Annotated in this window: 25 protein-coding genes; 21 read left to right on the forward strand and 4 right to left on the reverse strand. The window is 72.1% G+C overall.

The genetic code is table 11. The features are described from left to right. Window positions 1–921 precede the first annotated feature (921 nt). Genes GKS42_RS10345 through GKS42_RS10405 form a run of 13 tightly spaced genes read left to right on the forward strand, consistent with a single transcriptional unit; the run spans window position 922 to window position 15050 of the window. A complete protein-coding gene (locus tag GKS42_RS10345) occupies window positions 922–2043 on the forward strand; it encodes a hypothetical protein (protein WP_154793746.1) in 1122 nt (373 codons plus the stop codon). After that, window positions 2040–3128: an HAD-IIA family hydrolase gene (locus tag GKS42_RS10350; protein ID WP_154793747.1), complete on the forward strand. Its 1089-nt coding sequence runs from the start codon at window positions 2040–2042 to the stop codon at window positions 3126–3128. Before GKS42_RS10345 ends, GKS42_RS10350 begins: the two co-directional genes overlap by 4 nt. Before the next feature lie 47 nt (window positions 3129–3175). Next, window positions 3176–3352 carry a hypothetical protein gene (locus GKS42_RS10355; protein ID WP_154793748.1) on the forward strand — a complete coding sequence of 59 codons (177 nt, stop codon included), beginning with the start codon at window positions 3176–3178 and terminating at the stop codon, window positions 3350–3352. 1 nt (window position 3353) lies between these two features. Next, complete coding sequence (locus GKS42_RS10360) at window positions 3354–4193, forward strand: TlyA family RNA methyltransferase (protein ID WP_154793749.1); 840 nt, start codon at window positions 3354–3356, stop codon at window positions 4191–4193. Beyond that, the gene (locus GKS42_RS10365) at window positions 4190–5038 is read left to right on the forward strand and encodes an NAD kinase (RefSeq protein WP_154793750.1); all 849 of its coding nucleotides are present in this window, start codon (window positions 4190–4192) and stop codon (window positions 5036–5038) included. Before GKS42_RS10360 ends, GKS42_RS10365 begins: the two co-directional genes overlap by 4 nt. Beyond that, complete coding sequence (gene recN, locus GKS42_RS10370; RefSeq protein ID WP_154793751.1) at window positions 5035–6771, forward strand: DNA repair protein RecN; 1737 nt, start codon at window positions 5035–5037, stop codon at window positions 6769–6771. The genes GKS42_RS10365 and recN overlap by 4 nt, the downstream gene beginning before the upstream one ends. A 5-nt stretch (window positions 6772–6776) precedes the next feature. Further along, window positions 6777–7964 (forward strand): putative cytokinetic ring protein SteA, encoded by a 1188-nt coding sequence (steA, locus tag GKS42_RS10375; RefSeq protein ID WP_154793752.1) that lies wholly within the window; start codon window positions 6777–6779, stop codon window positions 7962–7964. A 57-nt stretch (window positions 7965–8021) separates the two neighbouring features. Then, window positions 8022–9089, forward strand: a complete 1068-nt coding sequence (locus tag GKS42_RS10380; RefSeq protein ID WP_168217802.1) for a copper transporter — start codon at window positions 8022–8024, stop codon at window positions 9087–9089. After that, window positions 9086–9949 (forward strand): hypothetical protein, encoded by an 864-nt coding sequence (locus GKS42_RS10385; RefSeq protein WP_154793754.1) that lies wholly within the window; start codon window positions 9086–9088, stop codon window positions 9947–9949. The genes GKS42_RS10380 and GKS42_RS10385 overlap by 4 nt, the downstream gene beginning before the upstream one ends. Beyond that, a complete protein-coding gene (gene murJ / locus GKS42_RS10390) occupies window positions 9946–11556 on the forward strand; it encodes a murein biosynthesis integral membrane protein MurJ (protein WP_210769354.1) in 1611 nt (536 codons plus the stop codon). The genes GKS42_RS10385 and murJ overlap by 4 nt, the downstream gene beginning before the upstream one ends. Next, window positions 11549–12661 (forward strand): glycosyltransferase family 4 protein, encoded by a 1113-nt coding sequence (locus GKS42_RS10395; RefSeq protein WP_154793755.1) that lies wholly within the window; start codon window positions 11549–11551, stop codon window positions 12659–12661. The genes murJ and GKS42_RS10395 overlap by 8 nt, the downstream gene beginning before the upstream one ends. A 6-nt stretch (window positions 12662–12667) precedes the next feature. After that, window positions 12668–14383, forward strand: coding sequence for a CTP synthase (gene pyrG, locus GKS42_RS10400; RefSeq protein ID WP_290368054.1), 1716 nt, complete (start codon window positions 12668–12670; stop codon window positions 14381–14383). Beyond that, window positions 14376–15050 (forward strand): NUDIX domain-containing protein, encoded by a 675-nt coding sequence (locus tag GKS42_RS10405; RefSeq protein WP_174791067.1) that lies wholly within the window; start codon window positions 14376–14378, stop codon window positions 15048–15050. Before pyrG ends, GKS42_RS10405 begins: the two co-directional genes overlap by 8 nt. A gap of 15 nt (window positions 15051–15065) precedes the next feature. On the opposite strand, the gene GKS42_RS10410 is transcribed toward GKS42_RS10405, so the two are convergent. The 3 genes from GKS42_RS10410 to GKS42_RS10420 are packed head-to-tail and all read right to left on the reverse strand — an operon-like array spanning window position 15066 to window position 17738. Further along, a complete protein-coding gene (locus GKS42_RS10410) occupies window positions 15066–16052 on the reverse strand; it encodes a COX15/CtaA family protein (protein WP_154793756.1) in 987 nt (328 codons plus the stop codon). Window positions 16053–16074: 22 nt separating this feature from the next. Further along, window positions 16075–16830: an ABC transporter permease gene (locus tag GKS42_RS10415; RefSeq protein WP_154793757.1), complete on the reverse strand. Its 756-nt coding sequence runs from the start codon at window positions 16828–16830 to the stop codon at window positions 16075–16077. After that, on the reverse strand, window positions 16827–17738 hold the full coding sequence (locus GKS42_RS10420; RefSeq protein ID WP_154793758.1) for an ABC transporter ATP-binding protein: 912 nt from the start codon (window positions 17736–17738) through the stop codon (window positions 16827–16829). The genes GKS42_RS10415 and GKS42_RS10420 overlap by 4 nt, the downstream gene beginning before the upstream one ends. Before the next feature lie 272 nt (window positions 17739–18010). Between GKS42_RS10420 and GKS42_RS10425 the strand changes: the two genes are divergently transcribed. From GKS42_RS10425 to GKS42_RS10460, 8 genes are read left to right on the forward strand one after another with little or no spacing between them, the layout of a single operon-like run. Next, window positions 18011–18709 (forward strand): helix-turn-helix transcriptional regulator, encoded by a 699-nt coding sequence (locus tag GKS42_RS10425; RefSeq protein ID WP_154793759.1) that lies wholly within the window; start codon window positions 18011–18013, stop codon window positions 18707–18709. Continuing rightward, window positions 18706–20151 (forward strand): Fe-S cluster assembly protein SufB, encoded by a 1446-nt coding sequence (sufB, locus tag GKS42_RS10430; RefSeq protein ID WP_154793760.1) that lies wholly within the window; start codon window positions 18706–18708, stop codon window positions 20149–20151. Before GKS42_RS10425 ends, sufB begins: the two co-directional genes overlap by 4 nt. Then, window positions 20151–21434 (forward strand): Fe-S cluster assembly protein SufD, encoded by a 1284-nt coding sequence (gene sufD / locus GKS42_RS10435; RefSeq protein WP_154793761.1) that lies wholly within the window; start codon window positions 20151–20153, stop codon window positions 21432–21434. Before sufB ends, sufD begins: the two co-directional genes overlap by 1 nt. Next, window positions 21431–21784, forward strand: coding sequence for a non-heme iron oxygenase ferredoxin subunit (locus GKS42_RS10440; protein WP_154793762.1), 354 nt, complete (start codon window positions 21431–21433; stop codon window positions 21782–21784). Before sufD ends, GKS42_RS10440 begins: the two co-directional genes overlap by 4 nt. A gap of 20 nt (window positions 21785–21804) precedes the next feature. Further along, window positions 21805–22563, forward strand: coding sequence for a Fe-S cluster assembly ATPase SufC (gene sufC / locus GKS42_RS10445; protein WP_154793763.1), 759 nt, complete (start codon window positions 21805–21807; stop codon window positions 22561–22563). Between the two features lie 26 nt (window positions 22564–22589). Beyond that, window positions 22590–23894, forward strand: coding sequence for a cysteine desulfurase (locus GKS42_RS10450; protein WP_154793764.1), 1305 nt, complete (start codon window positions 22590–22592; stop codon window positions 23892–23894). Further along, the gene (sufU, locus tag GKS42_RS10455; protein WP_232848008.1) at window positions 23887–24384 is read left to right on the forward strand and encodes a Fe-S cluster assembly sulfur transfer protein SufU; all 498 of its coding nucleotides are present in this window, start codon (window positions 23887–23889) and stop codon (window positions 24382–24384) included. Before GKS42_RS10450 ends, sufU begins: the two co-directional genes overlap by 8 nt. Then, entirely contained in the window at window positions 24381–24713 is a 333-nt protein-coding gene (locus GKS42_RS10460) for a metal-sulfur cluster assembly factor (RefSeq protein WP_154793765.1), read from the forward strand. Before sufU ends, GKS42_RS10460 begins: the two co-directional genes overlap by 4 nt. On the opposite strand, the gene ypfJ is transcribed toward GKS42_RS10460, so the two are convergent. Continuing rightward, window positions 24714–25598 (reverse strand): KPN_02809 family neutral zinc metallopeptidase, encoded by an 885-nt coding sequence (gene ypfJ, locus GKS42_RS10465; RefSeq protein WP_154793766.1) that lies wholly within the window; start codon window positions 25596–25598, stop codon window positions 24714–24716. Window positions 25599–25630 lie beyond the last annotated feature (32 nt).

Genomic DNA, 25630 nt, shown 5'->3' on the forward strand with positions numbered 1-25630 from the left:
CGAGGCTCCGACTCGCGTCCGCCTCGTGACGGGGACCGTCGAGGCTCCGACTCGCGCCCTCCGCGTGATGGTGAGCGGCGTTCCTATGACTCCCGTCCTCCGCGTGATGGGGACCGTCGAGGCTCCGGCTCGCGCCCTGCTCGTGATGGTCAGCGGTCTGGTGACTCGCGTCCGCCTCGTGATGGTGAGCGGCGTTCTTATGACTCGCGTCCTCCTCGTGATGGTGAGCGGCGTCCGTACGAGTCAAGCCCGCCCCGTGATGGTGAGCGGCGCTCGTATGACTCGCGCCCGCCCCGTGATGGTCAGCGGTCTGGTGACTCGCGTCCGCCGCGTGATGGTGAGCGGCGTTCTTATGAGTCGCGTCCTCCGCGTGATGGTGAGCGGCGTTCTTATGACTCGCGTCCGCCGCGAGATGGTGAGCGGCGTCCGTTCGAGTCCCGTCCTCCGCGTGATGGTGAGCGGCGCTCGTATGACTCGCGCCCGCCCCGTGATGGTCAGCGGTCTGGTGACTCGCGTCCTCCGCGTGATGGTGATCGACGCTCGTACGACTCGCGTCCGCCTCGCGAGGGTGAGCGGCGTTCCTATGATTCCCGTCCGCCTCGCGAGGGTGAGCGGCGTTCCTATGATTCCCGTCCGCCTCGCGAGGGTGAGCGGCGTTCCTATGACTCGCGCCCGCCTCGCGAGGGTGAGCGGCGTTCCTATGACTCGCGCCCGCCTCGCGAGGGTCAGCGGTCTGGTGACTCGCGTCCGGCCCGTGATGGCGAACGTCGGGAGTGGAAGTCTCGCGACGCCCAGGGCACCGGACGGCCGCCGCGAGCTGATCGAGCCGGGGGCTCGCAGCGTCCCGGCTCGGACGACTCGCGTCGTCCGCTGCGCAGCGCCGATCGCCGCCTCGACAGCCGCCCGCCGCAGAGTGAGCGGGTGCCGGCGCCGGAGATCGACGAGGACGTCGTTCCTCAGGACCTCGATCCCGTGGCACGGCAGCGACTCCGGACCCTCTCGAAGGAGAACTCAGACGAGGTCGCACGTCACCTCGTGATGGCCGGCCGTCTCATGGACCTTCGCCCCGAGGAGGCCTACGAGCACGCGCAGGCCGCGCTCCGCCGCGCCGGCCGGGTGGACATCGTCCGCGAGGCGGTCGCCCTCACGGCCTACGCCACCGGGAACTACGCGGAGGCTCTCCGTGAACTGCGCACCGTTCGCCGGCTGAGCGGCATCGATGCGCACCGTGCACTCGAGGCCGACTGCGAGCGTGGACTGGGGCGCCCCGAACGTGCCCTCACGCTTGCAGCCGCCGAGCCGAGCCCGGACATGACAGACGTGGATCGCGTGGAGCTCGCGATCGTGGCGAGTGGCGCGCGACTCGACCTCGGTGAGTCCGAGGCGGCGTTGCTCACCCTCGACACACCCGTCACCGCGGCCGTGACCGACCCCGACCTGAAGCATCGGTTGGACGAGGCCCGCGTGGAGGTGCTGCGGGCGCTGGGCCGGGAGGACGAGGCGGACGCGCTCGCCGCAACATTGCCGGTGCCGAGCGAGGACGACCTGGAGGACGACGGCGTCGAGTTCGCCGAGGTGCCGTACTCGACGGCCGAACTCGAGGCCATGGCCGCTCAGGTCGAGGAGCAGGAGGAGGCCGCCGAGCGTGAGCGCGCGGCGCGCGCTCAGCAGCGACTGGACGAGGCTGCCGAGGAAGAAGCCGAGGAGGAGGCCGAAGTCGATCGGGGGCCGGCAGGCGACTCGGACGACGGTTTAGACGATTCGGACGATTCGGACGATTCGGACGACTCGGACGACGCGGACGACTCGGACGACGCGGACGACGGCTTTGACGATTCGGACGACTCCGAGGACTCCGACGTTGAGGAGGACGCGGAAGCCGCGACGGAGCCCAGCCCCGAGGAGGACGCGGATCCCGACGCGGAGCAGGTGGACGACCCCGACCTCGAGGTCGATGCCGAGCCGGACCCTGAGCCCGTTGACGAGTCCGGGTCAGCGGCTCCGACCGACGCTGCCGAGGACGCTCCGGAGAGCGAGAAGTGACGACGGGCGCCAGCCTGCTCGGCTCGAGCGGGCCGCTGCAGAACGCCTACGACGTCGCCCTCCTCGACCTCGATGGCGTCGTGTACCGGGGCGCGCTCGGTGTTCCGCACGCGCCGGAGGCCGTGATCGGCGCCCGCGCCGCGGGCATGCGAGTCATGTACGTGACGAACAACGCCGCTCGCGCCCCGCAGACCGTCGCAGATCACCTGACCGAGCTCGACATCCCGACCAGCGCCGACGAGGTCACCACGGCCGCGCAGGCGGCCGCTGCCCTGGTCGCCTCCGAGGCGGACGCGACGACCCGGGTGCTGACGATCGGTGGTGACGGGCTCCGGCAGGCGATGCTCGCGGAGGGGCTCACGGTCGTCGCCTCCGCGGACGACGCGCCCACCGTCGTGGTTCAGGGCTTCGCACCGACCCTCGGCTGGACCGACCTCGCCGAGGCCGTGTACGCGATCCGCGCTGGTGCCGGCTACATCGCCTCGAACCTGGACGCGACCCTGCCCACCGACCGCGGCATGGCTCCCGGGAACGGCTCGCTCGTGGCGGCCGTCGTGCACGCCACCGGAGTCACCCCGCGCTCGACCGGCAAGCCGCAGGCCTCGATCTTCCACCAGGCCGCCCGCCGCTCCGGCGCCGAGCGCCCGCTCGTGGTCGGCGACCGGCTGGACACCGACATCGCCGGTGCCCGGGCCGCCGGCTATCCGAGCCTGCACGTGCTCACCGGCGTCGACCAGATCACCGAGGTGCTCCGGGCCGTCCCGGGGGAGCGACCGACGTTCCTCGCCGCGGACCTGCGCGGCCTCGCCCAGGCACACCCCGAGCCACAGTGGCGCGAGGGAGCCTGGACCAGTGGCACGGCCGCAGCCCGCGTCGATGACGCGACGCTCATCCTCACCAGGCCGGGCGGCGAGCTCACGCTGACCGCCGGATCGGACCCCACCACCGTCTCCCTGGACGAGTTCCGCGCGGCCGCCGCCGCGGCCTGGGCGGCCAGCGACGCCGTCGGCACTGTCGGCACTGCCGGAACCGACACATCCGTCCTGCCCGCCGACTTTCCACCGTTGCGCCTCGCCTCCGAGTGAGCGCGCCGCGGGGCAGGTAGCGTGGGTCAGGCGAAGGGAGAACGACCGTGCCCCCCAGTGACGACAGCGCCTACGACGAGCCGACCGAGTTCGACGACCCCGAGATCGAGGCCGCCCTCACGGCACTCGGAGGCATGTCCGAGGCGCCGCTGAGCCAGCACGTCGAGGCCTTCGAGAACGTCTACCGGGTGCTCCAGGACCGGCTCACCCAGGCCGAGAACTGACGTGGCGCGTCGGGCGCGCCTGGATGCCGAGCTGGTCCGCAGGGGGCTGGCCCGGTCGCGGCAGCATGCCGCCGAGCTGATCGACGGCTCCCGTGTGCTGCTCGACGGCACGACCGCCACCAAGGCCGCCACCCAGCTCGACCCGGCCCAGGCCGTGCGCGTCCTGCCGCCGGCCGAGGGCATCGAACCGGAGTACGCCTCCCGGGGCGGCCACAAGCTGGCCGGAGCGCTCGACGCGCTCGCCGGCGCCGCCCCACGGGTCGCGGGTCGTCGCGCCCTCGATGCCGGCGCCTCCACCGGTGGCTTCACCGATGTGCTGCTGCGGCGCGGCGCCGCCCACGTGGTGGCCGTGGACGTCGGATACGGCCAGCTCGTCTGGGAGCTCCAGACCGACGAGCGGGTCACCGTCCGGGACCGCACGAACGTCCGCTCGCTCACCCCCGCCGACGTGGCCCCCGCACCGGAACTCGTGGTCGGGGACCTCTCCTTCATCTCACTGACCCTGGTGCTGCCCGCGCTGGTGGGCGCCGTCGCCCCGGACGCCGACTTCCTCCTGATGGTCAAGCCGCAGTTCGAGGTGGGCCGGGAGCGGCTCGGCTCCGGGGGAGTGGTGCGCGACGTCGCCCTGCACGCCGACGCCGTGCGCACCGTCGCCCGCGCCGCGGCCGAGCTCGGCCTGGCCCTGCGGGCCGTCGTGGCCAGCCCGCTGCCCGGGCCGAGCGGTAACGTCGAGTACTTCGTCCACCTTCGCGCCGGCGACGGCGTGTTCCCGACTCCGGAGGAGATCGACGCGATGATCGCGGTCGCCATCGAGAACGGCCCCGCGGGGTCGGCGCCATGAGCCGCCGGGTCCTGATTCTGACCCACCCGACCCGGCCGGCCGCGGTGCACACGGCGGAGTCGGTGGCGTCCGGACTGCGGGACCGCGGGATGACCCCGATCGAGGAGTCGGAGGTCGACGACGGCGACATCGAGCTCGCGATCGTGCTCGGCGGGGACGGCACGATCCTGCGTGCCGCGGAACTGATCCGCGGCCGCGAGACCCCGCTGGTCGGCATCAACCTCGGCCACGTGGGGTTCCTCGCCGAGTCCGAGGTGGACCGGGTCGCCGACGTGGTGCGCCGGGCCGCCGAGCGGGACTACGTCGTCGAGGAGCGGATGACGCTGGACGTGACCGTGCAGCGACCCGACTCCGACGAGCTCCACCACGGCTGGGCCATCAACGAGGCCAGCGTGGAGAAGAGCGAGCGCGAGCGGATGATCGAGGTGGCCATCGGCATCGACGAGCGGGGCCTGTCGACGTTCGGGTGCGACGGCGTGGTGCTGGCAACGCCCACCGGCTCCACCGCCTACGCGTTCTCCGCTGGCGGCCCCGTGGTCTGGCCCGACGTCGAGGCCATGCTGCTCGCCCCGATCAGTGCCCACGCGCTCTTCGCCCGGCCGCTCGTGGTCGGACCGGACTCGCGCATGTCCGTGGAGATCCTGGCCCGCAGCTACTCCTCCGCGGTGGTGTGGTGCGACGGCCGACGGCGGATCGACGCCCCGCCCGGCTCCCACATCGACGTGGTCCGCGGCGCCGAGCCGGTGCGGTTGGCCCGGCTCAACCTGGCCCCGTTCACCGACCGTCTGGTCGGCAAGTTCAACCTGCCGGTGGCCGGCTGGCGGGGCGGTCGGGAAGCGCCATGATCGAGGAGATCCGCATTGAGAACCTCGGTGTGATCGTGTCCGCCCGGATCGAGCTCTCCCCGGGACTGACCGTCATCACCGGGGAGACCGGCGCCGGCAAGACGATGGTGCTGACCGGGCTCGACCTGCTGCTCGGCGGCAAGGCCGACGCCGGCGCGGTACGGCCCGGCGCCGACACCGCCTCCGTGGAGGGCCGGCTCGTGCCCCCGAGTGGACACCCGGCGCTCGACCTCGCTGCCGACGCCGGTGCCCTGCTCGACGACGACGCCCTGATCGTGCTGCGGACGGTGGCCGCTGCCGGACGTTCTCGTGCGCACCTCGGTGGCCGCACCGTCCCGCAGGGCATTCTCGCGGACGTGGGCGCCGAGCTGGTGACCGTGCACGGGCAGAGCGACCAGCTGCGCCTGCGGTCCAGCGCCCACCAGCGCCAGGCCCTCGACGCGTTCGCGGGCCCCGAGCACCTCGACACCCTGACGACATTCACCCAGGCCCACGGCCGCCGTCGGGCACTGGAGCACGAGCTCGCCGCGTGGGACGCCGAGGTCGAGGACCGCCGCGCCGAACTGGCCAGGCTCGAACGCGACCTGGAACGCATCGACGCCCTCGAACCCGTGCCCGGCGAGCTCGCCACACTCCGGGACGAGGCCGAACGGCTCGGCAACGTGGAGGAGCTACGGCTTGCCGCGGAGCAGGCGCACGCAGCACTGGCCGGCACCGAGGACACCCTGGACGCGCCGAACGCCGTCGCCCTGACCGAGGCGGCACGCCGAGCCCTCGCAGCCGCGGAGGGCTTCGACGCCTCGCTGGCGGACTGGTCCGCCCGACTGGCCCAGATGTCCTACCAGCTCAGCGACCTCGTCACCGAGATCAGCAGCTACGCCAGCGCCCTCGAGGCGGACCCGGATCGGCTCGAACAGCTTCACAACCGGCGTTCCGCCCTCGGCGAACTGACCCGCGCCTACGCCGACCCGGGCGACGACGACCCCCTCGCCGCCGTGCTCGCCCACGCCGCCGCGGCCCGGGTGCGCATCGGGGAACTCACGGCACCGGGGGCCGGCCGGGACGCCCTCGAGGCCAGGGCCGCCGAGGCCACCGAGGCCGAGTCGGCGGCCGCCGCGGCCCTGACCGCCGGGCGTCAGGACGCGGCGGCCCGGATGGCCAGTGCCGTGAACGCCGAGCTCGCCGGGCTCGCCATGGGTGGCGCGAGCATCGAGGTGGTCCTGACCCCGCGTGCGGAGCTCGCCGGGTGGGGCGCCGAGGACGTCGAACTGCTCCTGGTCGCCCACCGGGGAGCGCCCTCGCGCCCGCTCGCCAAGGGTGCCTCCGGCGGTGAGATGTCCCGCGTGATGCTGGCGATCGAGGTCGCGCTCGCCCGGGAGCAGGCGACCTCCACCGATCGCGCGTTGCCCACGTTCGTGTTCGACGAGGTGGACGCCGGCGTCGGTGGACGGGCCGCCGTCGAGGTGGGTCGCCGGCTGGCCGAACTGGCCCGCCACACCCAGGTGATCATCGTCACCCACCTGGCTCAGGTCGCCGCCTACGCGGACCGGCACGTGGTGGTCACCAAGACCACGCACGACGGTGCGGATGCGGTGACGAACAGCGACATCCGCGAGGTGCTGGGCGCCGAGCGCGAAGCCGAACTGGCCCGCATGCTCAGTGGCGACGCGGACTCCGACACCGCCATGCGGCATGCCGCAGAACTCCTCGAACGAACGGGCGTGGGACCATAGACTCGATGAGATCCCTGCTCCGACGCCGATCGAGTGACGCCAACGCTCCCTCCGATGCGCTCCACCATGTCCGCGTGGACCCGCGCACCAAGTCGTTGACGAAGCGCCTGCGGGCGGGCGAGGTCGCCGTCATCGACCACGAGGACATCGACAGGGTCTCCGCGGAGGCCCTGGTCGCGGTGAAGCCGACCGCCGTGCTGAACGCCGCGAAGTCCACCTCCGGGCGCTATCCGAACCTCGGCCCGCAGATCCTCGTCGACGCGGGAATCCCGCTGATCGACGACCTCGGCCCGGACGTGATGACCCTCAAGGAGGGCACCACCATCCGGTTCGACGGCGGCACCGTCTTCGACGCGGCCGGTTCGGTGGTCGCCGAGGGCACCCGCCAGGACGACGCGAGCGTCGCGGCCGCGATGGAGGACGCCCGGGCAGGCCTGTCGGTGCAGCTCGAGGCGTTCGCCGCGAACACCATGGACTACATGAAGCGGGAGCGAGAGCTCCTGCTCGACGGCGTCGGCGTGCCGAGGATCACCACCAAGATCGAGGGCCGGCACGTGCTGATCGTGGTCCGCGGGTACTCCTACAAGGAGGACCTGGCCATGCTGCGCTCGTACGTGCGCGAGTACCGGCCGATCCTCATCGGCGTGGACGGCGGCGCCGACGCCATCATCGAGGACGGGCTCAAACCCGACCTGATCGTCGGGGACATGGACTCCGTCTCGGACAAGACCCTGCGCAGCGGTGCCGAGGTCGTGGTGCACGCCTACCGCGACGGTCGCGCACCCGGACTGGAACGCGTGGAGCAGCTCGACGTCCCCCACGTGGTGTTCCCGGCCACCGGCACGTCCGAGGACATCGCGATGCTCCTCGCCGACGACAAGGGTGCCGCGCTGATCGTGGCCGTCGGCACCCACGAGACCCTCGTGGAGTTCCTCGACAAGGGACGCTCCGGGATGGCCTCGACGTTCCTGACCCGGCTGCGGGTCGGCGGGAAGCTCATCGACGCCAAGGGTGTCTCCCGCCTGTACCGGCACCGCATCTCCAACTGGCAGGTCACCGGCCTGATCCTGGCCGGCCTCGCGGCACTGATCGCCGCGCTGGCCTCCACGCCGGCCGGCCAGGCGTTCTTCGGGATCCTGCTGGCCCGGTTCGACGACATCTGGTCCTGGATCCGGGGCCTGTTCGGCGGCTAGTACGCCGTCCCGCCGCCCCACCTGCCCCGGCCGAAGACCGAGAAGGAAAACCCACACGTGATCGACTTCCGCTACCACATCGTCTCCCTGATCTCGGTGTTCCTCGCGCTCGCCGTCGGCATCGTGCTCGGCGCCGGGCCGCTGCGCGACTACATCGCCGACGAGCTGACCGGTCAGGTGGAACTGCTGCGCGACGAGAAGGATGCGCTGCGCGCCGAACTCGACGTGGCCGAGATGAACCTGCAGCGCCGCTCGGAGTTCATCTCCGCGTCCGCCCCGGCCCTGCTCGGCGGCGTCCTCGAGGACCGGTCCGTGGCCGTCGTGGAACTGCCGGGTGCGAACCCGGAGGTGACCGAGGCCGTGATGACCCGCCTGGAGCAGTCCGGCGCCACCGTGACCGCCCGGGTGATGGTCGGCGAGAACTGGGCCGACCCCACCGAGCGCGCGTTCCGCTCCGGGATCGCCCAGAGCCTTGTCGGTTACCTCAACCCCGCACCCGCCGCCGACGCCAGCACCGAGACCATCCTCGGTCAGGCGCTTGGCCAGGCCCTGACGCTGCGGGACCCGGCGAACCTCGAGGCCAGGTCCGCCGAGGCCGAGAACCTCTACGAACTCCTGATCAGCAGCGAGCTGATCACCGAGGTGAGCGCGCCAACGGCGCCGGCGTACGCCACCGTCGTGATCGCGCCGGAACTGGTCGAGGAACCGGCCGACGAGGCGGCGGTCACCGAGCTGACCGAGGCCAACGTCGCCTACACGGGTCTCGCCGTCGAGCTCGCCGGTTCCGGCGAGGCATCCGTGCTCGCCGGCGGGGACGCCGTCCAGGGCGACCTGGTCCGAGCAGTGCGCGCGGACGAGGCGGCCGCCTCGGCCGTGACCACGGTGGACGGTGTCGGCACCATCACCGGACAGGTGACCGTGCCGCTCGCGGTCGCCGCGACCACGGGCGGAGCGCCCGCGAGCTATGGCTTCGCCGAGGGCGTCACCGCGGTCATCCCGGAGCCGACGACCCTGACCCCGCCCGACCCGGCGACGTTCGCCCCCGGCCCCGTGGACGCCCCGGCCGGCTCCGACGACACCGGCGACGCGGAGCCGACCGACGACGCCACGGACGGCGAGGGATGAGCCGGCTGGCCGCGGCGCTCCTCGGCGGCGGCCTGACCGTGGCCGCGTCGGTCCTGCTGCGTGAGGCCGCCCCCGGCGGTGCGGCGCGTTGGCAGCGGAGCAACTACCGCGGCAACACGGTCAGCCTGCTCGGCGGTGTGGCCACCGCCAAGGGGTCCGTAGCGGCGGCGCTGGGCGCCGGCGGGCGGGCCGGTGCGGCCGGTGCCCTCGCCGCCGCCGTCGGTGGCGCCCTCGGGGCCGTCGACGACCTCGACCCGGGCGCTCCCGCCTCCAAGGGCCTGCGCGGTCACCTGGGCGCCCTCGCCCGGGGTGAGGTGACCACCGGCGCCATCAAGCTCCTCGGCATCGGCGCGTCGGCCATGGTCGCCGCCGCCGTCGGCACCCGGATGGGTGAGCGCGCCGCGATCGACCCGGGTGAGACCGGGACGGCCGTCCGCTCGGCGGCCGCCCGCGGACTCGACGTGCTCACCTCGGGCGCCCTCGTGGCCGGCACCGCGAACCTCGTCAACCTGTTCGACCTGCGCCCCGGCCGGGGACTGAAGGCCGCGGGAGCGCTCGCCGCGCCGCTGGCCCTCGCGGGCGGGCCGGGCGCCCCGCTCGCGACCGGCGTGCTCGCCGTGATCGTGGCCTCCTGGTCCGACGACCTCGCCGAGCGGACCATGATGGGCGACACCGGCGCGAATGCGCTCGGTGCCCTGGTGGGCACCGCGTTCGCGCTGCATCCGAGTGCGCGCGTTCGCGGGATCGGCCTCGGTGCCGTGGTGGCGGCGACGCTGCTGAGCGAGCGGGTCAGCTTCTCGAAGGTCATCGAGGCGACCCCGGTGCTGCGCCGGGTGGACGGTTGGGGCCGGACGGCGTGAGCTCACGCCGCCTGCTCGGTGGCGTCGCCGGGGCGGCGACCATGATCGCCGTCCTCACTGTCGCGTCCCGCCTGATCGGCTTCGGCCGCTGGTGGGTCCAGGCCAAGACCGTCGGTGCGACCGCCGTCGGCAACGCCTACGCCACCGCGAACACGGTCCCGAACGTGCTCTACGAGGTGGTCGCGGGCGGTGCGCTCGCCGGCGCCGTGATCCCGCTGCTCGCGGGACCGCTGGCCCGGAAGATCCAGGCCGACGTGGACCGGATCTCCTCGGCGCTGCTCACCTGGGCGATGCTCGCGCTGATCCCGATCGCGCTCGCGCTGACCCTGCTGGCCCGGCCGATCGCCGAGGCCCTGCCGCAGTCCGTCGGCGGGAACGCCGCCGCTCAGGAGGACCTGACCACCTTCTTCCTGATCGTCTTCGCACCGCAGGTCGTGTTGTACGGCATCGGGGTGGTGCTGACCGGTGTCCTGCAGGCGCACCGGCGCTTCCTGGCACCGGCGCTGGCGCCGCTGGTGTCCTCGACGGTCGTCATCCTCAGTTATGTCGCGTTCGGCGTGCTCGCGGACGGGATGCAGGACCAGCCGGGCCAGCTCTCGGACGCCGCGCTGGCCTGGCTCGCCTGGGGCACCACGGCGGGGGTCGCCGTGCTGTCCCTGCCGCTGCTGATCCCGGTCCGCCGGTGTGGGGTCCGGCTGCGCCCGACGCTGCGGTTCCCGCCCGGGGTGGCCCGCCGGGCCGGCGCCCTCGCGCTCGCCGGCATCGGTTCCCTCGTGGCACAGCAGGTCAGCGTCCTGGCGGTCGTGCTGCTGGCCCGCAAGGGCGGCGCGGAGGGCACCATCAACGTGTTCCAGTGGACCCAGGCGGTCTACCTGCTGCCGTACGCGGTGCTCGCGATCCCGCTCGCCACCGCCGTGTTCCCTCGCCTCGCGGAGCTCGCCTCGAACGGGCACCGGGACCAGTTCGCCCGCACCGCCGACGGGTCGACCCGGGCGGTGCTGGCCGTCTCGATGCTCGGCATGGCTGCCCTGCTGGCCGTGGCCCCGGCGGCGGAGGCCGTCTTCGCTCTCGACAACGACACCGCCGGGATGACCATGGCGCTGACGCTCATGGCACCCGGCGTGGTCGGCCTGGCGATGATCTTCCACGTCGGCCGGGCCCTGTTCGCGCTCGACCGCCAGCGGGTGGCCGTGGCGGCGACGGCGGGCGGGTGGCTCGTGGTGACCGTCGCCTGCGCCGTCGGCGTCCGGGTGGTGGCGCCCGACGGCGGAGCACCCGCGGCGACGCTGGCGGTACTTGGCCTCGGGCACAGCATCGGGATGACCGTCGCCGGGCTGGCCCTGCTCGTCGCGTTCGCGCGGGCCCTGCCCGGCTCGGTGACGCGGGCGACTGCTCGGACGGTACTGGTCTGTGGTGGTGGCGCCGTGATCGGCTCGTTGGTGGGCCGGTGGGCCACCGACGCGGTTCTCGACCTCGCCGGTCACTCCGGCCTCGCCGCCGTGATGGCCGGCCTGCTCGGCGCCATCCTCGCCGCGGCGGCCGTGTGCGGTGCGGTGTTCGCCGCGGACCGTGACATCCTGAGCATCCTGAGGAGGACCCGTGCCTGAGCTTCGGATCGTGCAACTCACCGGCTCCAGCGACGGTGGGGTCGGCCGCCACGCCCGGGAGCTGGCGGAGCATCTCGCCCGCGAGCACCGGGTGATCCTGGCCGGACCGCCGGGCGTGATCGAGGCCGCCGCCGACGGGGTGCACACCCAGCAGGTGACGATCGCCGACCGCCCCCGGATGTCCGACGCGAACGCCGTCGCCCGGATCCGCAGCATCGCCCGGCGCGCGGACGTGGTGCACGCGCACGGCCTGCGGGCCGGGGCTCTCGCGGCGCTTGCCCTGACTCCTCCCGGGCACGGCCCGGACCGGACCGCGCTCGTGGTCACGCTGCACAACGCACCGGTGGGTGGCGTCGGGATGCGGACGGTGGCCGCGGGCCTGGAACGGCTCATCTTCGCCCGCGCCGACGCCGTCCTCGGCGTCAGCGGCGACCTCGTCGAACATGCCCGCCAGCTGGGCGCCAAGAACCCCGAGCGTGCCCTCGTGCCGGCGCCGGTGCGCGTCACCGGGTCGGCGGGGCAGAGCGGTGCGACGCCGTTGGACGCCTCCGGGCGGCGCCACCTCGGTATCTCGCCCGAGCACCGGATGGTGCTGACGGCCGCCCGGCTCGCTCCGCAGAAGGGTCTCGGCCTGCTCGCCGATGCCGCTGCGCTGCTCGCCGCCCGGGCCCCCGACGCCCGCTGGCTGGTGGCCGGTTCGGGGCCGCTGCTCGACGAGCTGGCCGATCAGGTGCTCGGGGAGGATCTCCCCGTGATCCTGCTCGGGTGGCGCGACGACCTGTCCACCCTGATGGCCACCGCGGACGTGGTGGTGAGCACCAGCGCGTGGGAGGGGCAGCCGTTGAACCTCCAGGAGGCGCTCGCCGCGGGCGCACCGATCGTCGCGACCGACGTGGGTGGCACCGCCGAGGTCACCGGCGACGCGGCGGAGCTCGTGCCCTTCCCGGACGCGGACGCCATGGCGGCCAGGATCGCCGCCGTCCTGTCCGATCCGGAGCGCCAGCAGTCGATGCGTGCGGCCTCGCTGGCGCGGGCCGCCGGGCTGCCGACGGCGGCCGACTCGCTCGCTCAGGTGCTCAGGATCTACACAACGGTGATAGCGTAAAAGTCCGTGGTGAACTCTTCGGACCGGTACGCCGGCAACCTGGCCAACATCCCGCGTCATATCTTCGTGACGGGCGGTGTCGCCTCCTCGCTCGGCAAGGGTCTGACCGCCTCGAGCCTCGGCCATCTGCTCCGCGCTCGCGGGCTGCGGGTGACCATGCAGAAGCTCGACCCGTACATCAATGTGGACCCGGGCACGATGAACCCGTTCCAGCACGGTGAGGTGTTCGTCACAGAGGACGGCGCCGAGACGGATCTGGACATCGGCCACTACGAGCGCTTCCTCGACGTCAACCTGAACGCCGGGGCCAACGTCACCACGGGCGTCGTCTACTCCACGGTGATCGCCAAGGAGCGCCGCGGTGAGTACCTCGGGGACACGGTCCAGGTGATCCCGCACATCACCGACGAGATCAAGCTCAGGATGCGCGCCCAGGCCACCCCCGCGGCCGGCGAGCAGGCACCGGACGTCATCATCACCGAGATCGGTGGCACTGTCGGCGACATCGAGTCCCAGCCGTTCCTCGAGGCGGCGCGCCAGGTCCGCCAGGACATCGGCCGCGACAACGTGTTCTTCGTGCACGTCTCACTGGTGCCGTACCTGGCCCCGAGCGGTGAGCTCAAGACCAAGCCCACCCAGCACTCCGTGGCCGCGCTGCGCAGCATCGGTATCCAGCCGGACGCGATCGTGTGCCGTGCCGACCGGGACATCCCCGAGTCCGTGAAGGGCAAGATCGCCGCGATGTGTGACGTGGACCGCGAGGCCGTCATCACGTGCGTCGACGCCCCGAGCATCTACGACATCCCCAAGGTGCTGCACAGCGAGGGCCTGGACGCCTACGTGGTCCGCCGCCTGTCGATCCCGTTCCGGGACGTCGAGTGGGACTCCTGGCACGGTCTGCTCGACCGGGTGCACCACCCGGCCGACGAGGTCGAGGTGGCCCTGGTCGGCAAGTACATCGACCTGCCGGACGCCTACCTGTCCGTCACCGAGGCGCTGCGCGCCGGTGGCTTCCACGAGAACAGCCGGGTCAACATCCGCTGGGTCGCCTCCGACGACTGCGCCACCGAGGCGGGCGCCCGCAAGGCCCTCGCCGACGTCGACGCCGTGCTCATCCCCGGTGGTTTCGGCGTCCGTGGCATCGAGGGCAAGCTCGGGGCGCTGCGATGGGCCCGGGAGCAGCAGGTGCCCACGCTCGGGATCTGTCTCGGGCTGCAGTGCATGGTCATCGAGTACGCCCGTAACGTCCTCGGCCTCGAGCAGGCGTCTTCCACCGAGTTCGACCCGCAGACCCCGGACCCGGTCGTCGCGACCATGGAGGAACAGCTCGCGATCGTCGACGGCGGGGGAGACCTGGGCGGCACGATGCGCCTCGGCAGCTACGAGGCCGTGCTCACCCCCGGCTCCGTGGTGGCCGAGACCTACGGTGCGGAGCGCGTCTCCGAGCGGCACCGGCACCGCTACGAGGTGAACAACTCCTACCGCGACGTGCTCGCCGAGGCCGGACTGCAGATCAGCGGCCGGTCGCCGGACTCCTCGCTGGTGGAGTTCGTCGAACTCGGCCGCGAGCAGCACCCGTACTACGTCGCCACCCAGGCGCACCCGGAGTTCAAGTCCCGGCCGACCCGCGCCCACCCATTGTTCGTGGGGCTGATCGCGGCCGCGCTCGGCCGCCAGCGCGAGACCCGCCTCCTCGAGGTGGAACCGGCCCGCAATGCCTGACGGCGGCCCCGTGCCGGATGCTGTGCCGTCTGTGCCGGACGCCACGCCGATCGAGGGTCCGATCGCCGACGAGCGTGTTGACCTGCCGGTCACGGACTCCCGCACCATCCACGCCGGCTACGTGTTCGACATCGTCGCCGAGACGGTCGACCTCGGCGCGGCCGGCACCGTGCACCGGGAGTTCATGAAGCACCCGGGCGCCGTGGCCGTGGTGGCCCTCGACGACGCCGAGCGGGTGCTGCTGCTACGCCAGTACCGGCACCCGGTCCGGTCCTACCTGTGGGAGGTCCCGGCGGGACTGCTCGACGTGGCGGACGAGCCGCTCGTGGACGCCGCCGCCCGGGAGCTGGCCGAGGAGGCGGACCTGCGCGCCGGCCGCTGGGACACGCTCGTGGACTACTACACGAGCCCCGGCGGCTCCGACGAGGCCCTGCGGATCTTCCTCGCCCGGGACCTCGGCGAGCTTCCCGACGGCGACCGGTTCACCCGCGAGGGCGAGGAGGCCGGGATCCAGCTGCGCTGGGTGCCGCTCGCCGACGCCGTCGCCATGGTCATGGCCGGGGACCTGCACAACCCGAGTGCGGTCGCCGGGCTACTGGCCCTGCAGGCGGCTCGCGCCACCGGCCTGAGCGGGCTCCGGCCCGCCGACGCTCCCTGGGTGCGCTGACCGGACGGGCCGACCTCAGGCCGCGCCGGCGTCGACCGACGTGACCGACCCGGCTGCGGCCGGGGTGACCGGGCGGACCCGCAGGCCGAACACCGCGACGGTCGTCGCGACGATCAGCAGCGCCGAGCCCACCAGGTGCATGCCCACCACGAGCTCGGGCAACCCGTTGAAGTACTGGTAGTAGCCGATGCCCCCCTGCAGGGCCGTCACTGCGACCAGCACCCACCCGCGCCGACGCGCCCTGACCAGAGCCGCTGCGCCGTCGGGCACGTCGGCCTGCGGCCGGGCCCGGTACAGAGCCACCAGCAGCAGCGCCAGCACGCCCACGAACACCCAGACGGTGCCGGAGTGGAGCCTGGTGACCAGCAACGGGTCGACGGCGAACCGGTAGCCGACCTCATCGTCGCCGGAGTGCGGGCCGGCGCCGGTGACGACGACCCCGAGGACGACCACGAGGCCCGCCAGCACGGCGAGCACCCGGCCCAGCACCCGCACCGCGGGTGCCACCACCGACACTGGCGCCCCGTCGCCCTCGCGCCAACGCAGCAACAACACGGTGGACACCCAGACCAGGGCCGCCGAGAGCAGGAAGTGTGAGCCCACGATCACCGGGTGCAGCTCGATCAGCACCGTGATGCCACCGACGACCGCCTGGACGAGCACCCCGATCAGCGGGACCAGTGCGAGCCGCCGGAAGCCCCGGTCCCGCACCGGGGTGACGCCCGCGCGCTCCTGGGTGAACACGAGCAGCACCACGGCTGCGGAGATGGCCACCAGCACGCCGGACATGGTCCGGTTCCCGAACTCCACGAACGGGTGGTAGGTGGCAGCCTCGTGGAACACGGGCGCGAACTGGCCCGGCTCGCACTGCGGCCAGGTGGAGCAGCCGAGGCCGGAACCGGTCAGGCGCACCGCACCGCCGGTGCCGATGATGAGGATCTGGCCGATCAGGTTCGCCACGATCGCGGCGCCGGTGAGCTTGGTGTGGGTTACGGGGGACACATGCCTACCGTAATCGCCCCGCTCACTCCCACTTGAACCAGCGCACGGTGGCAACGCTGAAGACCGCGGTCCAGGCGGCCAGCACGGCGAGCGCGATCCACGTGGCGCCCGACGGACCGGGGCCGAGCGCGGTCCGCATCGCCTCGCCGAGCGCCCCGGAGGGCAGGAATCGGGTGGGGCCGGCGGCCGGGAGCAGGATGCCCCCGCCGACCACGAGGAGCAACCAGAGCAGGTTCGCCCCGGCCAGGACCGCCTCGGCGCGCAGCGTCCCGGCGAGCAGCAGGGCCAGGGCGGTGAACGCGCCGGTGCCGAGCACGACGGCGAGCAGCGCGGCGGCGATCCCGGACGGGTTCGGCTGCCAACCGAGCGCGAGCGCGAGACCGCCGAGGATCACGACCTGGACGGCCTCCATCGCGAACACGCCGAGCACCTTGCCGCCGAGCAGCCCGGTGCGTCCGAGCGGGGTGGTGGCGAGCAGACGCAGTGCGCCGGCCCGCCGGTCGAACCCGGTGGAGATCGCCTGGGACGTGAACGCGGTGGACATCACGGCCAGCGCGAGCACTCCCGGGGCGGCGACGTCGATCGCCGGGGCGCCGCCGGTGTCCAGGCGGATCAGGTCGGTACGCACGAGCACGACGAGCATCAGCGCGGGCAGGATCAGGGTGAGCAGGAGCTGCTCACCGTTGCGAATCAGATTGCGGAGCTCGAAGCCGCCATGTGCCACCACCCGGCGCGGCCACGGGGCGCCGCCGGCGTGGGGTTGCCGCGTGAGCGTCATCGCAGGCTCCGTCCGGTCAGGTCGAGGAAGACGTCCTCGAGGGTGCGTGCGCCACCCTCGAGCTCGAGGGTGAGTCCGTGCGCGTCGGCGAGCTGTGCGAGCGCGGTCCGCGCGGCCGGGGTCAGCGGACCGGACAGGCGGGCGGCGTGCGGGGTGGGTGGCGCCGCGGACCCGGCGGAGCCGTCCGGGGCCTCGAGGCCCGGCGCCGACCTGGCCGCCGGGACCCCGACCGATTCGGTCAGCTCGGCGACCGTGCCCTGCGCCAGCACGGCGCCGTGGTCGATGATCGCGACGTGATCGGCGAGCCGGGCTGCCTCGTCCATCAGGTGCGTGCTCAGGATGACGCTCACGCCGTCGGCCCGCAGCGCCTCGATCAGGTCCCAGACCACCAGGCGCGCCTGCGGGTCGAGCCCGGCGCTCGGCTCGTCCAGGAACACCAGGTCGGGCCGGCCGACCAGGGCGATCGCCAGGGCCAGGCGCTGGCGCTGTCCCCCGGAGAGGCGGCGCACCGACGTGCGCGCGAACGCGTCCAGGCCGAGGAGGTCGACGAGCTCGTCGACGTCCCGGGGCGCGGCGTACATGCGGGAGACGTGCCGCAGCAGCTCAAGCGGCCGGGCCATGATGGGCAGGCCGCCGTCCTGGACCATCACGCCGACCCGCGGCCGCAGCTCGGCCGCGTCCCGCCGGGGATCGAGGCCGAGGACCCGCACCAGCCCGCCGTCGGCGCCCTGGAGGCCCTCGCAGATCTCCATCAGCGTCGTCTTGCCGGCACCGTTCGGGCCGAGGATCGCGGTCACGGCACCGCGCCGGGCCGACAGGGACAGGGACCGCAGGGCGTGGGTGTCGCCGAAGGACTTCGTGACGCCGTCGAGTTCGAGACACCAGTGATCGGTGCCGGGTGCGAGCATCCCGTCAGCGTAGTGCGGATGTCTCAGGTGCCCGCACTGTGGCGTGTCTCTCATTTCTCGCATGCTGGACGCACCGTTCCGGGACCTGATCCGCCTCAGGTGGCGTCCTCGAGCGGCTTGCTGGTGCCGGTCCGAGCGGGTCGGGCGGCCGGATCCGGGCGGCGCGAGCGTTGCGATAAGGCTTGCCTTGCTTGCCTGGAAGCATTTGGGCAACGAAACTGTTGAGTAATTCGAGGGCCGTGGCATGCCCATCGACGCCAGGAGGTGAGCACGTGACGACCGAACCGGTAGAGGACACCGAGTCCAGCACCCGCGAACGGGTCCTCGCGCTCATCGTGGAACTCGGCCCGGTCACGGCCGCGGTGCTCGCGGAGCGCCTCGACCTGACGTCGGCCGCGATCCGCCGGCACCTGTCGGCGCTCGACTCCGACGGTCAGATCGCCGAGCGTGAGGACACCACGCACGCGCCCCGCGGACGCGGGCGGCCCGCCAAGCAGTACATCGCCACCGCCGCGGCGCACAGCCACCTCGGTCAGGCCTACGCGGACCTCGCCGTGCACGCGCTCGAGCACCTCAACCGGGTCCTCGGGCCGGGTGCCGTCGACGGCTTCGCCGAGGAACGCTCGACGGAGCTGCGGGAGCGGTACGCCGCCGCCGTGGACGCCGCCGGGCCCGACCTGCCGGCCCGGACCGCAGCCCTCGCGGAGGCGCTCAGCAAGGATGGCTACGCTGCCACATCGCGTCCGATCGGGAACGACCTGGCCGTGCAACTGTGCCAGGGTCACTGCCCGGTGCAGGAGATCGCAACCCAGTTCCCCCAGCTGTGCGAGGCGGAGACGCGTGCGTTCTCCGACCTCCTCGGCGTCCATGTCCAGCGGCTCGCCACCCTCGCCGGCGGAGAGCATGTGTGCACGACCCATATCCCGGTGACGATCCAGACCCGTGCGGAAGGAAAGAGAACACACCCATGACGACACCGACCGAGACCACCCCGAAGACAGAACCGATGACGCAGGACGAGACGATCGCGTCCATCGGCAACTACAACTACGGCTGGCACGACGCCGACGACGCCGGTCTGAACGCCACCCGGGGACTCTCGGAAGACGTGGTCCGCAACATCTCGCATCTCAAGAACGAGTCCGAGTGGATGCTCAAGACCCGGCTCAAGGCGCTGCGGCTGTTCGACAAGAAGCCGATGCCGAACTGGGGCGCCGACCTCACCGGGATCGACTTCGACAACATCAAGTACTTCGTCCGGTCGACCGAGAAGCAGGCGCAGAGCTGGGAGGATCTCCCCGAGGAGATCAAGAACACCTACGACAAGCTCGGCATCCCCGAGGCGGAGAAGCAGCGCCTCGTGGCCGGCGTCGCCGCCCAGTACGAGTCCGAGGTGGTCTACCACCAGATCAACGAGGAGCTCGAGCGTCAGGGTGTGCTGTTCCTGGACACCGACACCGCGCTGCGCGAGCACCCGGAGATCTTCGAGGAGTACTTCGGCACCGTGATCCCCTCCGGGGACAACAAGTTCGCGGCCCTGAACACCGCGGTCTGGTCCGGCGGGTCGTTCGTGTACGTGCCCCCGGGGGTGCACGTGGAGATCCCGCTGCAGGCCTACTTCCGGATCAACACCGAGAACATGGGTCAGTTCGAGCGGACCCTGATCATCGCCGACGAGGGCTCCTACGTGCACTACGTGGAGGGCTGCACCGCGCCGATCTACTCCTCCGACTCGCTGCACTCGGCGGTCGTGGAGATCATCGTCAAGAAGAACGCCCGGGTGCGCTACACGACGATCCAGAACTGGTCGAACAACGTGTACAACCTCGTCACCAAGCGGGCGACGGCAGCCGAGGGCGCCACCATGGAGTGGATCGACGGGAACATCGGGTCGAAGGTCACCATGAAGTACCCGGCCGTCTACCTGACCGGTGAGCACGCCCGCGGCGAGACCCTCTCGATCGCGTTCGCCGGCGAGGGTCAGCACCAGGACACCGGCTCCAAGATGGTCCACATGGCACCGCACACCTCCTCCTCCATCGTCTCCAAGTCGGTGGCCCGGGGCGGCGGGCGCGCGTCCTACCGCGGCCTGGTCCAGGTGCTCGACGGCGCCGAGGGCTCCAAGTCCAACGTGCTCTGCGACGCGCTGCTGGTGGACACCGAGTCCCGCTCGGATACCTACCCGTACGTGGACGTGCGCGAGGACGACGTCGAGATGGGCCACGAGGCCACGGTCTCCAAGGTGAGCGCCGAGCAACTGTTCTACCTGATGTCCCGCGGCCTCGCCGAGACCGAGGCGATGGCGATGATCGTCCGCGGCTTCGTGGAGCCGATCGCCCGCGAGCTCCCGATGGAGTATGCGCTCGAACTGAACCGACTGATCGAACTGCAGATGGAAGGGGCCGTCGGCTGATGTCGACCACCACAACTGAGACCACCGACAACGCCGGACTGACCACCGACCACTCCCGAGCGGTCGCCGACGGCGCCCACACCCACGGTCAGGGGACCGTCCCGGAGAGCTCGCGTGGCGACCGCGCGACCTCCTTCGCGCTCGCCGACTTCCCGCTGCCCACCGGCCGCGAGGAGGACTGGCGGTTCTCCCCGGTCGGTCGGTTCCAGGGCCTCTTCGGTGGTGTCCTGACCGGGGCCGCCCCGCAGGTCGAGATCGCCGGGGACCCGGCCGTCACGATCGAGCGCGTCGGTCACGACGACCCGCGCCTCGGCGCCGCCGGCGCCCCCGGGGACCGGCTCGCCGCGACCGCGTGGGAGTCCTTCGCGGAGGCCCTGGTGATCACCGTGCCGGCCAACCACGTCACGACCGGCGAGACCATCGTCACGATCACCGGGACCGACACCACGCCCGCCGCGCAGCACGTCCTGATCGTCGCCGAGTCCCTCAGCGAGGGAGTCGTGGTGCTCGACCACCGCGGCAGCGCCGAGCTCGCGCAGACCGTCGAGATCCAGGTCGAGGACGGCGCCTCGCTGCGGGTCGTCTCGGTCCAGGACTGGGACGCCGGCGCCGTGCACGCGTCGAGCCACCGCGCCGTGATCGGCCGGGACGCGACCCTGCGGCACGTGGTCATCACCCTCGGTGGGGACGTCGTCCGGATCACCCCGGAGGCCGCGTTCACCGCCCCCGGTGGCGAGGTCGAGATGAACGGCCTGTACTTCGCCGACGCCGGCCAGCACCAGGAGCACCGCCTCTTCGTGGACCACGCCGTGCCGAACTGCCGGTCCCGGGTGACCTACAAGGGCGCCCTCCAGGGCGACGGTGCTCACTCGGTCTGGATCGGCGACGTGCTGATCCGCAAGGAGGCCGAGGGCACCGACACCTACGAGCTGAACCGCAACCTCGTGCTCACCGACGGTGCCCGCGCCGACTCGGTGCCGAACCTGGAGATCGAGACCGGTGAGATCGAGGGCGCCGGGCACGCGTCCGCGACCGGCCGGTTCGACGACGAGCAGCTGTTCTACCTGCGCTCGCGCGGCATCCCCGAGGCGGCCGCCCGCCGCCTGGTGGTGCGTGGCTTCTTCGCCGAGATGATCTCCAAGATCGGCGTGCAGTCCGTGCAGGACCGCCTCCTCGCCGCGATCGACGCCGAGCTGGACATCGTCATGGGCCAGCTCATCGGCACCGATGACCTCGACGAGGCGGACGTGATCGCCGCCGTGGAGAGCGGCGTGGTGAAGTGACCGCGCAGGTGGTGGCCGCCCGTGACGACCTCGAGCTGGGGGAGACCCTCAAGCTCGAGCTCGACGGCGAGGACGGCTCGCTCGTGGAGGTGGCCCTGGTCCGGGCCGAGGACGGCGAGTACTACGCCGTCAACGACATCTGCTCGCACGGGCAGGTCTCGCTCTCCGAGGGCGAGGTGGACGGCACCACCGTCGAGTGCTGGCTGCACGGCTCCACCTTCGACCTTCGCACCGGCAAGCCCCTGTCCCTCCCGGCCACCCGGCCGGTCCCCGTGTATCCGGTGAGTTATGACGGCGACAACGTCCTGGTGGACGTGGACGCCCCGCTCGCCGCCCACCAGAACGTCTGAGAAGAAGGAGAACCGCACACATGTCGACACTTGAGATCCGCGACCTGCACGTCAGCGTCGAGACCCCGGAGGGTGCCAAGCAGATCCTGCGCGGCGTCGACCTCTCCGTGAGCAGCGGGCAGACGCACGCCATCATGGGCCCGAACGGCTCCGGCAAGTCCACCCTCGCCTACTCCATCGCCGGGCACCCCAAGTACGAGGTCACCTCCGGCGAGGTTCTCCTCGACGGCGAAGACGTCCTGGCCATGACCGTGGACGAGCGCGCCCGCGCCGGCCTGTTCCTCGCCATGCAGTACCCGGTGGAGGTCGCCGGCGTGACCGTCTCGAACTTCCTGCGGACCGCGAAGACCGCGATCGACGGCAAGGCGCCCGCGCTGCGCCAGTGGGTCGGCGACGTCCGCACCGCCATGGAGAACCTGCGCATGGACCCGGTGTTCGCCGAGCGCAACGTGAACGAGGGGTTCTCCGGTGGCGAGAAGAAGCGCCACGAGATCCTCCAGATGGAGCTGCTCTCCCCGAAGTTCGCGGTGCTGGACGAGACCGACTCCGGTCTCGACGTCGACGCCCTGCGGATCGTCTCCGAGGGCGTCAACCGGGTGAAGTCCACCACGGACGTGGGCGTGCTGCTGATCACCCACTACACGCGCATCCTGAACTACATCACCCCCGACTTCGTGCACGTCTTCGTCGACGGCCGGGTGGCCGAGCAGGGCGGCCCGGAGCTGGCCGAGCGCCTCGAGGCCGAGGGGTACGACCGCTACCTCGTCGGCACCAACTGACCCTCACCACGATCGAGGAGTACCGGATGACCACCACGGCCGCAGCGTCGCTCACGGCGACGGAGTTGATCGCGATCCGCGAGGACTTCCCGCTGCTGGAACGCACGGTCCGCGGTGGTCGCCCGCTCGTCTACCTCGACTCCGCGGCCACGTCGCAGAAGCCCGAGTGCGTCACGGACGCCGAGCAGGACTTCTACCTGCGCCGCAACGCCGCCGTGCACCGCGGCGCGCACCAGCTCGCCGAGGAGGCGACCGAGGCCTACGAACAGGCGCGGGCCGCCGTCGCCGGCCTGGTGGGCGTCGACGCCGGTGAGATCGTCTGGACCAAGAACGCGACCGAGGCGATCAACCTCGTCGCGTACGCGATGTCCAACGCGACGCTCGGCCGGGGCGGCGAGGCCGCGGCCGCGCTGCGGCTCGGCCCGGGCGACGAGATCGTGGTCACCGAGGCCGAGCACCACGCGAACCTGGTGCCCTGGCAGGAGTTGTGCGCCCGCACCGGCGCGACCCTGCGCTGGCTCGGCGTCACCGACGAGGGCCGGATCGACACCGACAACCTCGGCGTGATCAACGAGCGCACCCGGGTGGTGGCGTTCGCGCACGCCTCGAACGTGACCGGCGCGATCGCACCGGTGACGGCGATCGTGGCCGCCGCCCACGCCGTCGGGGCACTGGTGGTCCTGGACGCCTGTCAGAGCGTGCCGCACCTGCCCGTCGACCTGCGCGCCCTGGACGTGGACTTCGCTGCGTTCTCCGGCCACAAGATGCTCGGGCCCACCGGTATCGGCGTCCTCTACGGCCGTGCCGACCTGCTCGCCGCCATGCCGCCGTTCCTGACCGGGGGATCGATGGTCGAGGTGGTCACCATGGAGGCGACCACGTACGCCCCGCCGCCGCAGCGGTTCGAGGCCGGCACCCAGATGGTCGCGCAGACCGTCGGTCTGAACGCCGCCGCGGACTACCTGGCCGAGCTCGGCATGTCCGCCGTGGCCGCCCACGAGGCCGTGCTGACCGAACACCTGGTCCGCGGCGTCGCCGGCATCGACGGCGTGCGGGTACTCGGGCCCACCGACGCCGCCGACCGCCTCGGTGTCGTCGCGTTCGACGTGGCCGGCGTGCACCCGCACGACGTCGGTCAGGTCCTCGACGACGCCGGCATCGCGATCCGGGTGGGGCACCACTGCGCACAGCCGGTGCACCGCCGGCTCGGGGTGCACGCCTCGGCGCGCGCATCCGTGGGCATCTACACCACGCACGCGGAGATCGACGTGTTCCTCGAGCAGCTGGCCGGTGTCCGCTCGTTCTTCGGACTGGGAGGCAGCCGTGGCTGACGCGATGGAGCAGCTCTACCAGCAGGTGATCCTCGACCACGCCCGGGAGAAGCACGGCTACGGCCTCGAGCAGGGTGCGGCGGGGGAGTCGTTCCAGGTCAATCCCACCTGCGGCGACGAGGTGCGCCTGCGCGTCCACCTCGCCGACGGCACCGCCGCCCCCGTCATCGAACGGGTCAGCTGGGAGGGCCTGGGCTGCTCGATCTCGCAGGCGTCCCTGTCCGTGCTCAGCGACCTGGTCGCCGGCGCCGACGTGGCCCGCGCCGACGAGCTCACGGAGACCTTCCGCGCCCTCATGTCGGGCCGTGGGCAGCCGCTGGACGCCGACCGCGAGGAGCTGCTCGGTGATGCCGGTGCCTTCGTGGGCGTGGCGAAGTACCCGGCCCGGATCAAGTGCGCTCTGCTGGGCTGGATGGCCCTGCGGGACGCCCTCGCGCACGCCCTCACCGCCGAACCGTCCACCGTGGCACCGGATCAGGAGAAGTCATGAGCACCGAAGCAACCAGCGCCGTCCCGAACGCGGCAGACGTCGAGGAGGCCCTCCGCGACGTCATCGACCCCGAACTCGGCATCAATGTCGTGGACCTGGGTCTGATCTACGGGATCACCCTCGACCAGAACAACGTGGCCATGATCGACATGACGCTCACGTCCGCGGCCTGCCCGCTGACCGACGTCATCGAGGAGCAGGCCGCCCAGGCGCTGGAGGGCATCACCGCCGGCCAGCGCATCAACTGGGTGTGGATGCCGCCGTGGGGTCCGGACAAGATCACCGAGGACGGCCGCCAGCAGTTGCGGGCGCTCGGCTTCAACGTCTGATCAGAGCGAGGCGCCGTCCACGGCGAACGTGTCGCACGCGTTCGGACCGGAGTCGTAGCCGGCGGTGAACCACCGCTGGCGCTGTTCCGAGGACCCGTGGGTCCAGGACTCGGGGTGCGCCTGACCGCCCTGCTGGGTCTGGATGTGGTCGTCCCCGACGGACGCCGCCGCGTCCAGCGCGGAGGCGAGCTGGTCGGGCGTGAACGGTTCCAGGAACCTGTTGCCGTCGGAGTCCAGGGTGTTCACGGCGTCCGCCGCCCACGCGCCGGCCAAGCAGTCCGCCTGCAGCTCCAGCCGCACCGCGTCCGACGTCGGACCGGTGTCGGAGGTGTCCACCTGCCCCATGATCCCGGACAGGTTCTGGATGTGGTGGCCCCACTCGTGCGCCACCACGTACAGCTCCGCGAGCGGCCCGCCCTCGGCGCCCAGTTGGGTCGTCATCACCTGGAAGAACGTCGGGTCAAGGTAGATGCCCTGGTCCGGTGGGCAGTAGAACGGCCCGACGGCGCTGCTCGCCTGGCCGCAGCCGGTGGTGGTCCCGTCGGTGAACAGTTCCATGCCGGGGGACGCGTACGCGCCGCCGCTGATCTGGGGGTAGGCGTCCGCCCAGTAGTCGTCGAGGGAGTTGTACGCGCCGACCATCCGGCACTCCACGTCCTCGTTCGCGGCAGCACCCGTGGTGCAGTGCTCGAGACCCGTGTCGCTCTCGCCGGCGGGAGCGCCGCCGTCGCCGCCCGGGGCGAGTCCGGTCAGGTCCACGCCGAGCAACTGGGAGAGCAGGAACAGCACGAGTACGGTGCCGCCACCCACGGCGACGCCGGTGCCGGTGCGGCGGCGTCGCCGGACCCGGGACGGGTCCAGCTTCGCGTCCTCGTTGAACGTCATGGGCAAACGCTAGCGCCGAACCGGCATGGCTA

The organism is Occultella kanbiaonis, assembly GCF_009708215.1.
GTDB lineage: Bacteria > Actinomycetota > Actinomycetes > Actinomycetales > Beutenbergiaceae > Occultella > Occultella kanbiaonis.

Excerpts from the sequence above, each read along its gene's own strand:
- sufB (WP_154793760.1), top strand. The coding sequence starts at position 18,706 with ATGACGACACCGACCGAGACCACCCCGAAGACAGAACCGATGACGCAG.
- GKS42_RS10420 (WP_154793758.1), bottom strand. The coding sequence starts at position 17,738 with ATGCTCGCACCCGGCACCGATCACTGGTGTCTCGAACTCGACGGCGTC.
- ypfJ (WP_154793766.1), bottom strand. The coding sequence starts at position 25,598 with ATGACGTTCAACGAGGACGCGAAGCTGGACCCGTCCCGGGTCCGGCGA.
- steA (WP_154793752.1), top strand. The coding sequence starts at position 6,777 with ATGAGATCCCTGCTCCGACGCCGATCGAGTGACGCCAACGCTCCCTCC.
- GKS42_RS10405 (WP_174791067.1), top strand. The coding sequence starts at position 14,376 with ATGCCTGACGGCGGCCCCGTGCCGGATGCTGTGCCGTCTGTGCCGGAC.
- GKS42_RS10415 (WP_154793757.1), bottom strand. The coding sequence starts at position 16,830 with ATGACGCTCACGCGGCAACCCCACGCCGGCGGCGCCCCGTGGCCGCGC.
- GKS42_RS10385 (WP_154793754.1), top strand. The coding sequence starts at position 9,086 with ATGAGCCGGCTGGCCGCGGCGCTCCTCGGCGGCGGCCTGACCGTGGCC.
- GKS42_RS10450 (WP_154793764.1), top strand. The coding sequence starts at position 22,590 with ATGACCACCACGGCCGCAGCGTCGCTCACGGCGACGGAGTTGATCGCG.
- sufC (WP_154793763.1), top strand. The coding sequence starts at position 21,805 with ATGTCGACACTTGAGATCCGCGACCTGCACGTCAGCGTCGAGACCCCG.
- GKS42_RS10365 (WP_154793750.1), top strand. The coding sequence starts at position 4,190 with ATGAGCCGCCGGGTCCTGATTCTGACCCACCCGACCCGGCCGGCCGCG.
- recN (WP_154793751.1), top strand. The coding sequence starts at position 5,035 with ATGATCGAGGAGATCCGCATTGAGAACCTCGGTGTGATCGTGTCCGCC.
- sufD (WP_154793761.1), top strand. The coding sequence starts at position 20,151 with ATGTCGACCACCACAACTGAGACCACCGACAACGCCGGACTGACCACC.
- GKS42_RS10460 (WP_154793765.1), top strand. The coding sequence starts at position 24,381 with ATGAGCACCGAAGCAACCAGCGCCGTCCCGAACGCGGCAGACGTCGAG.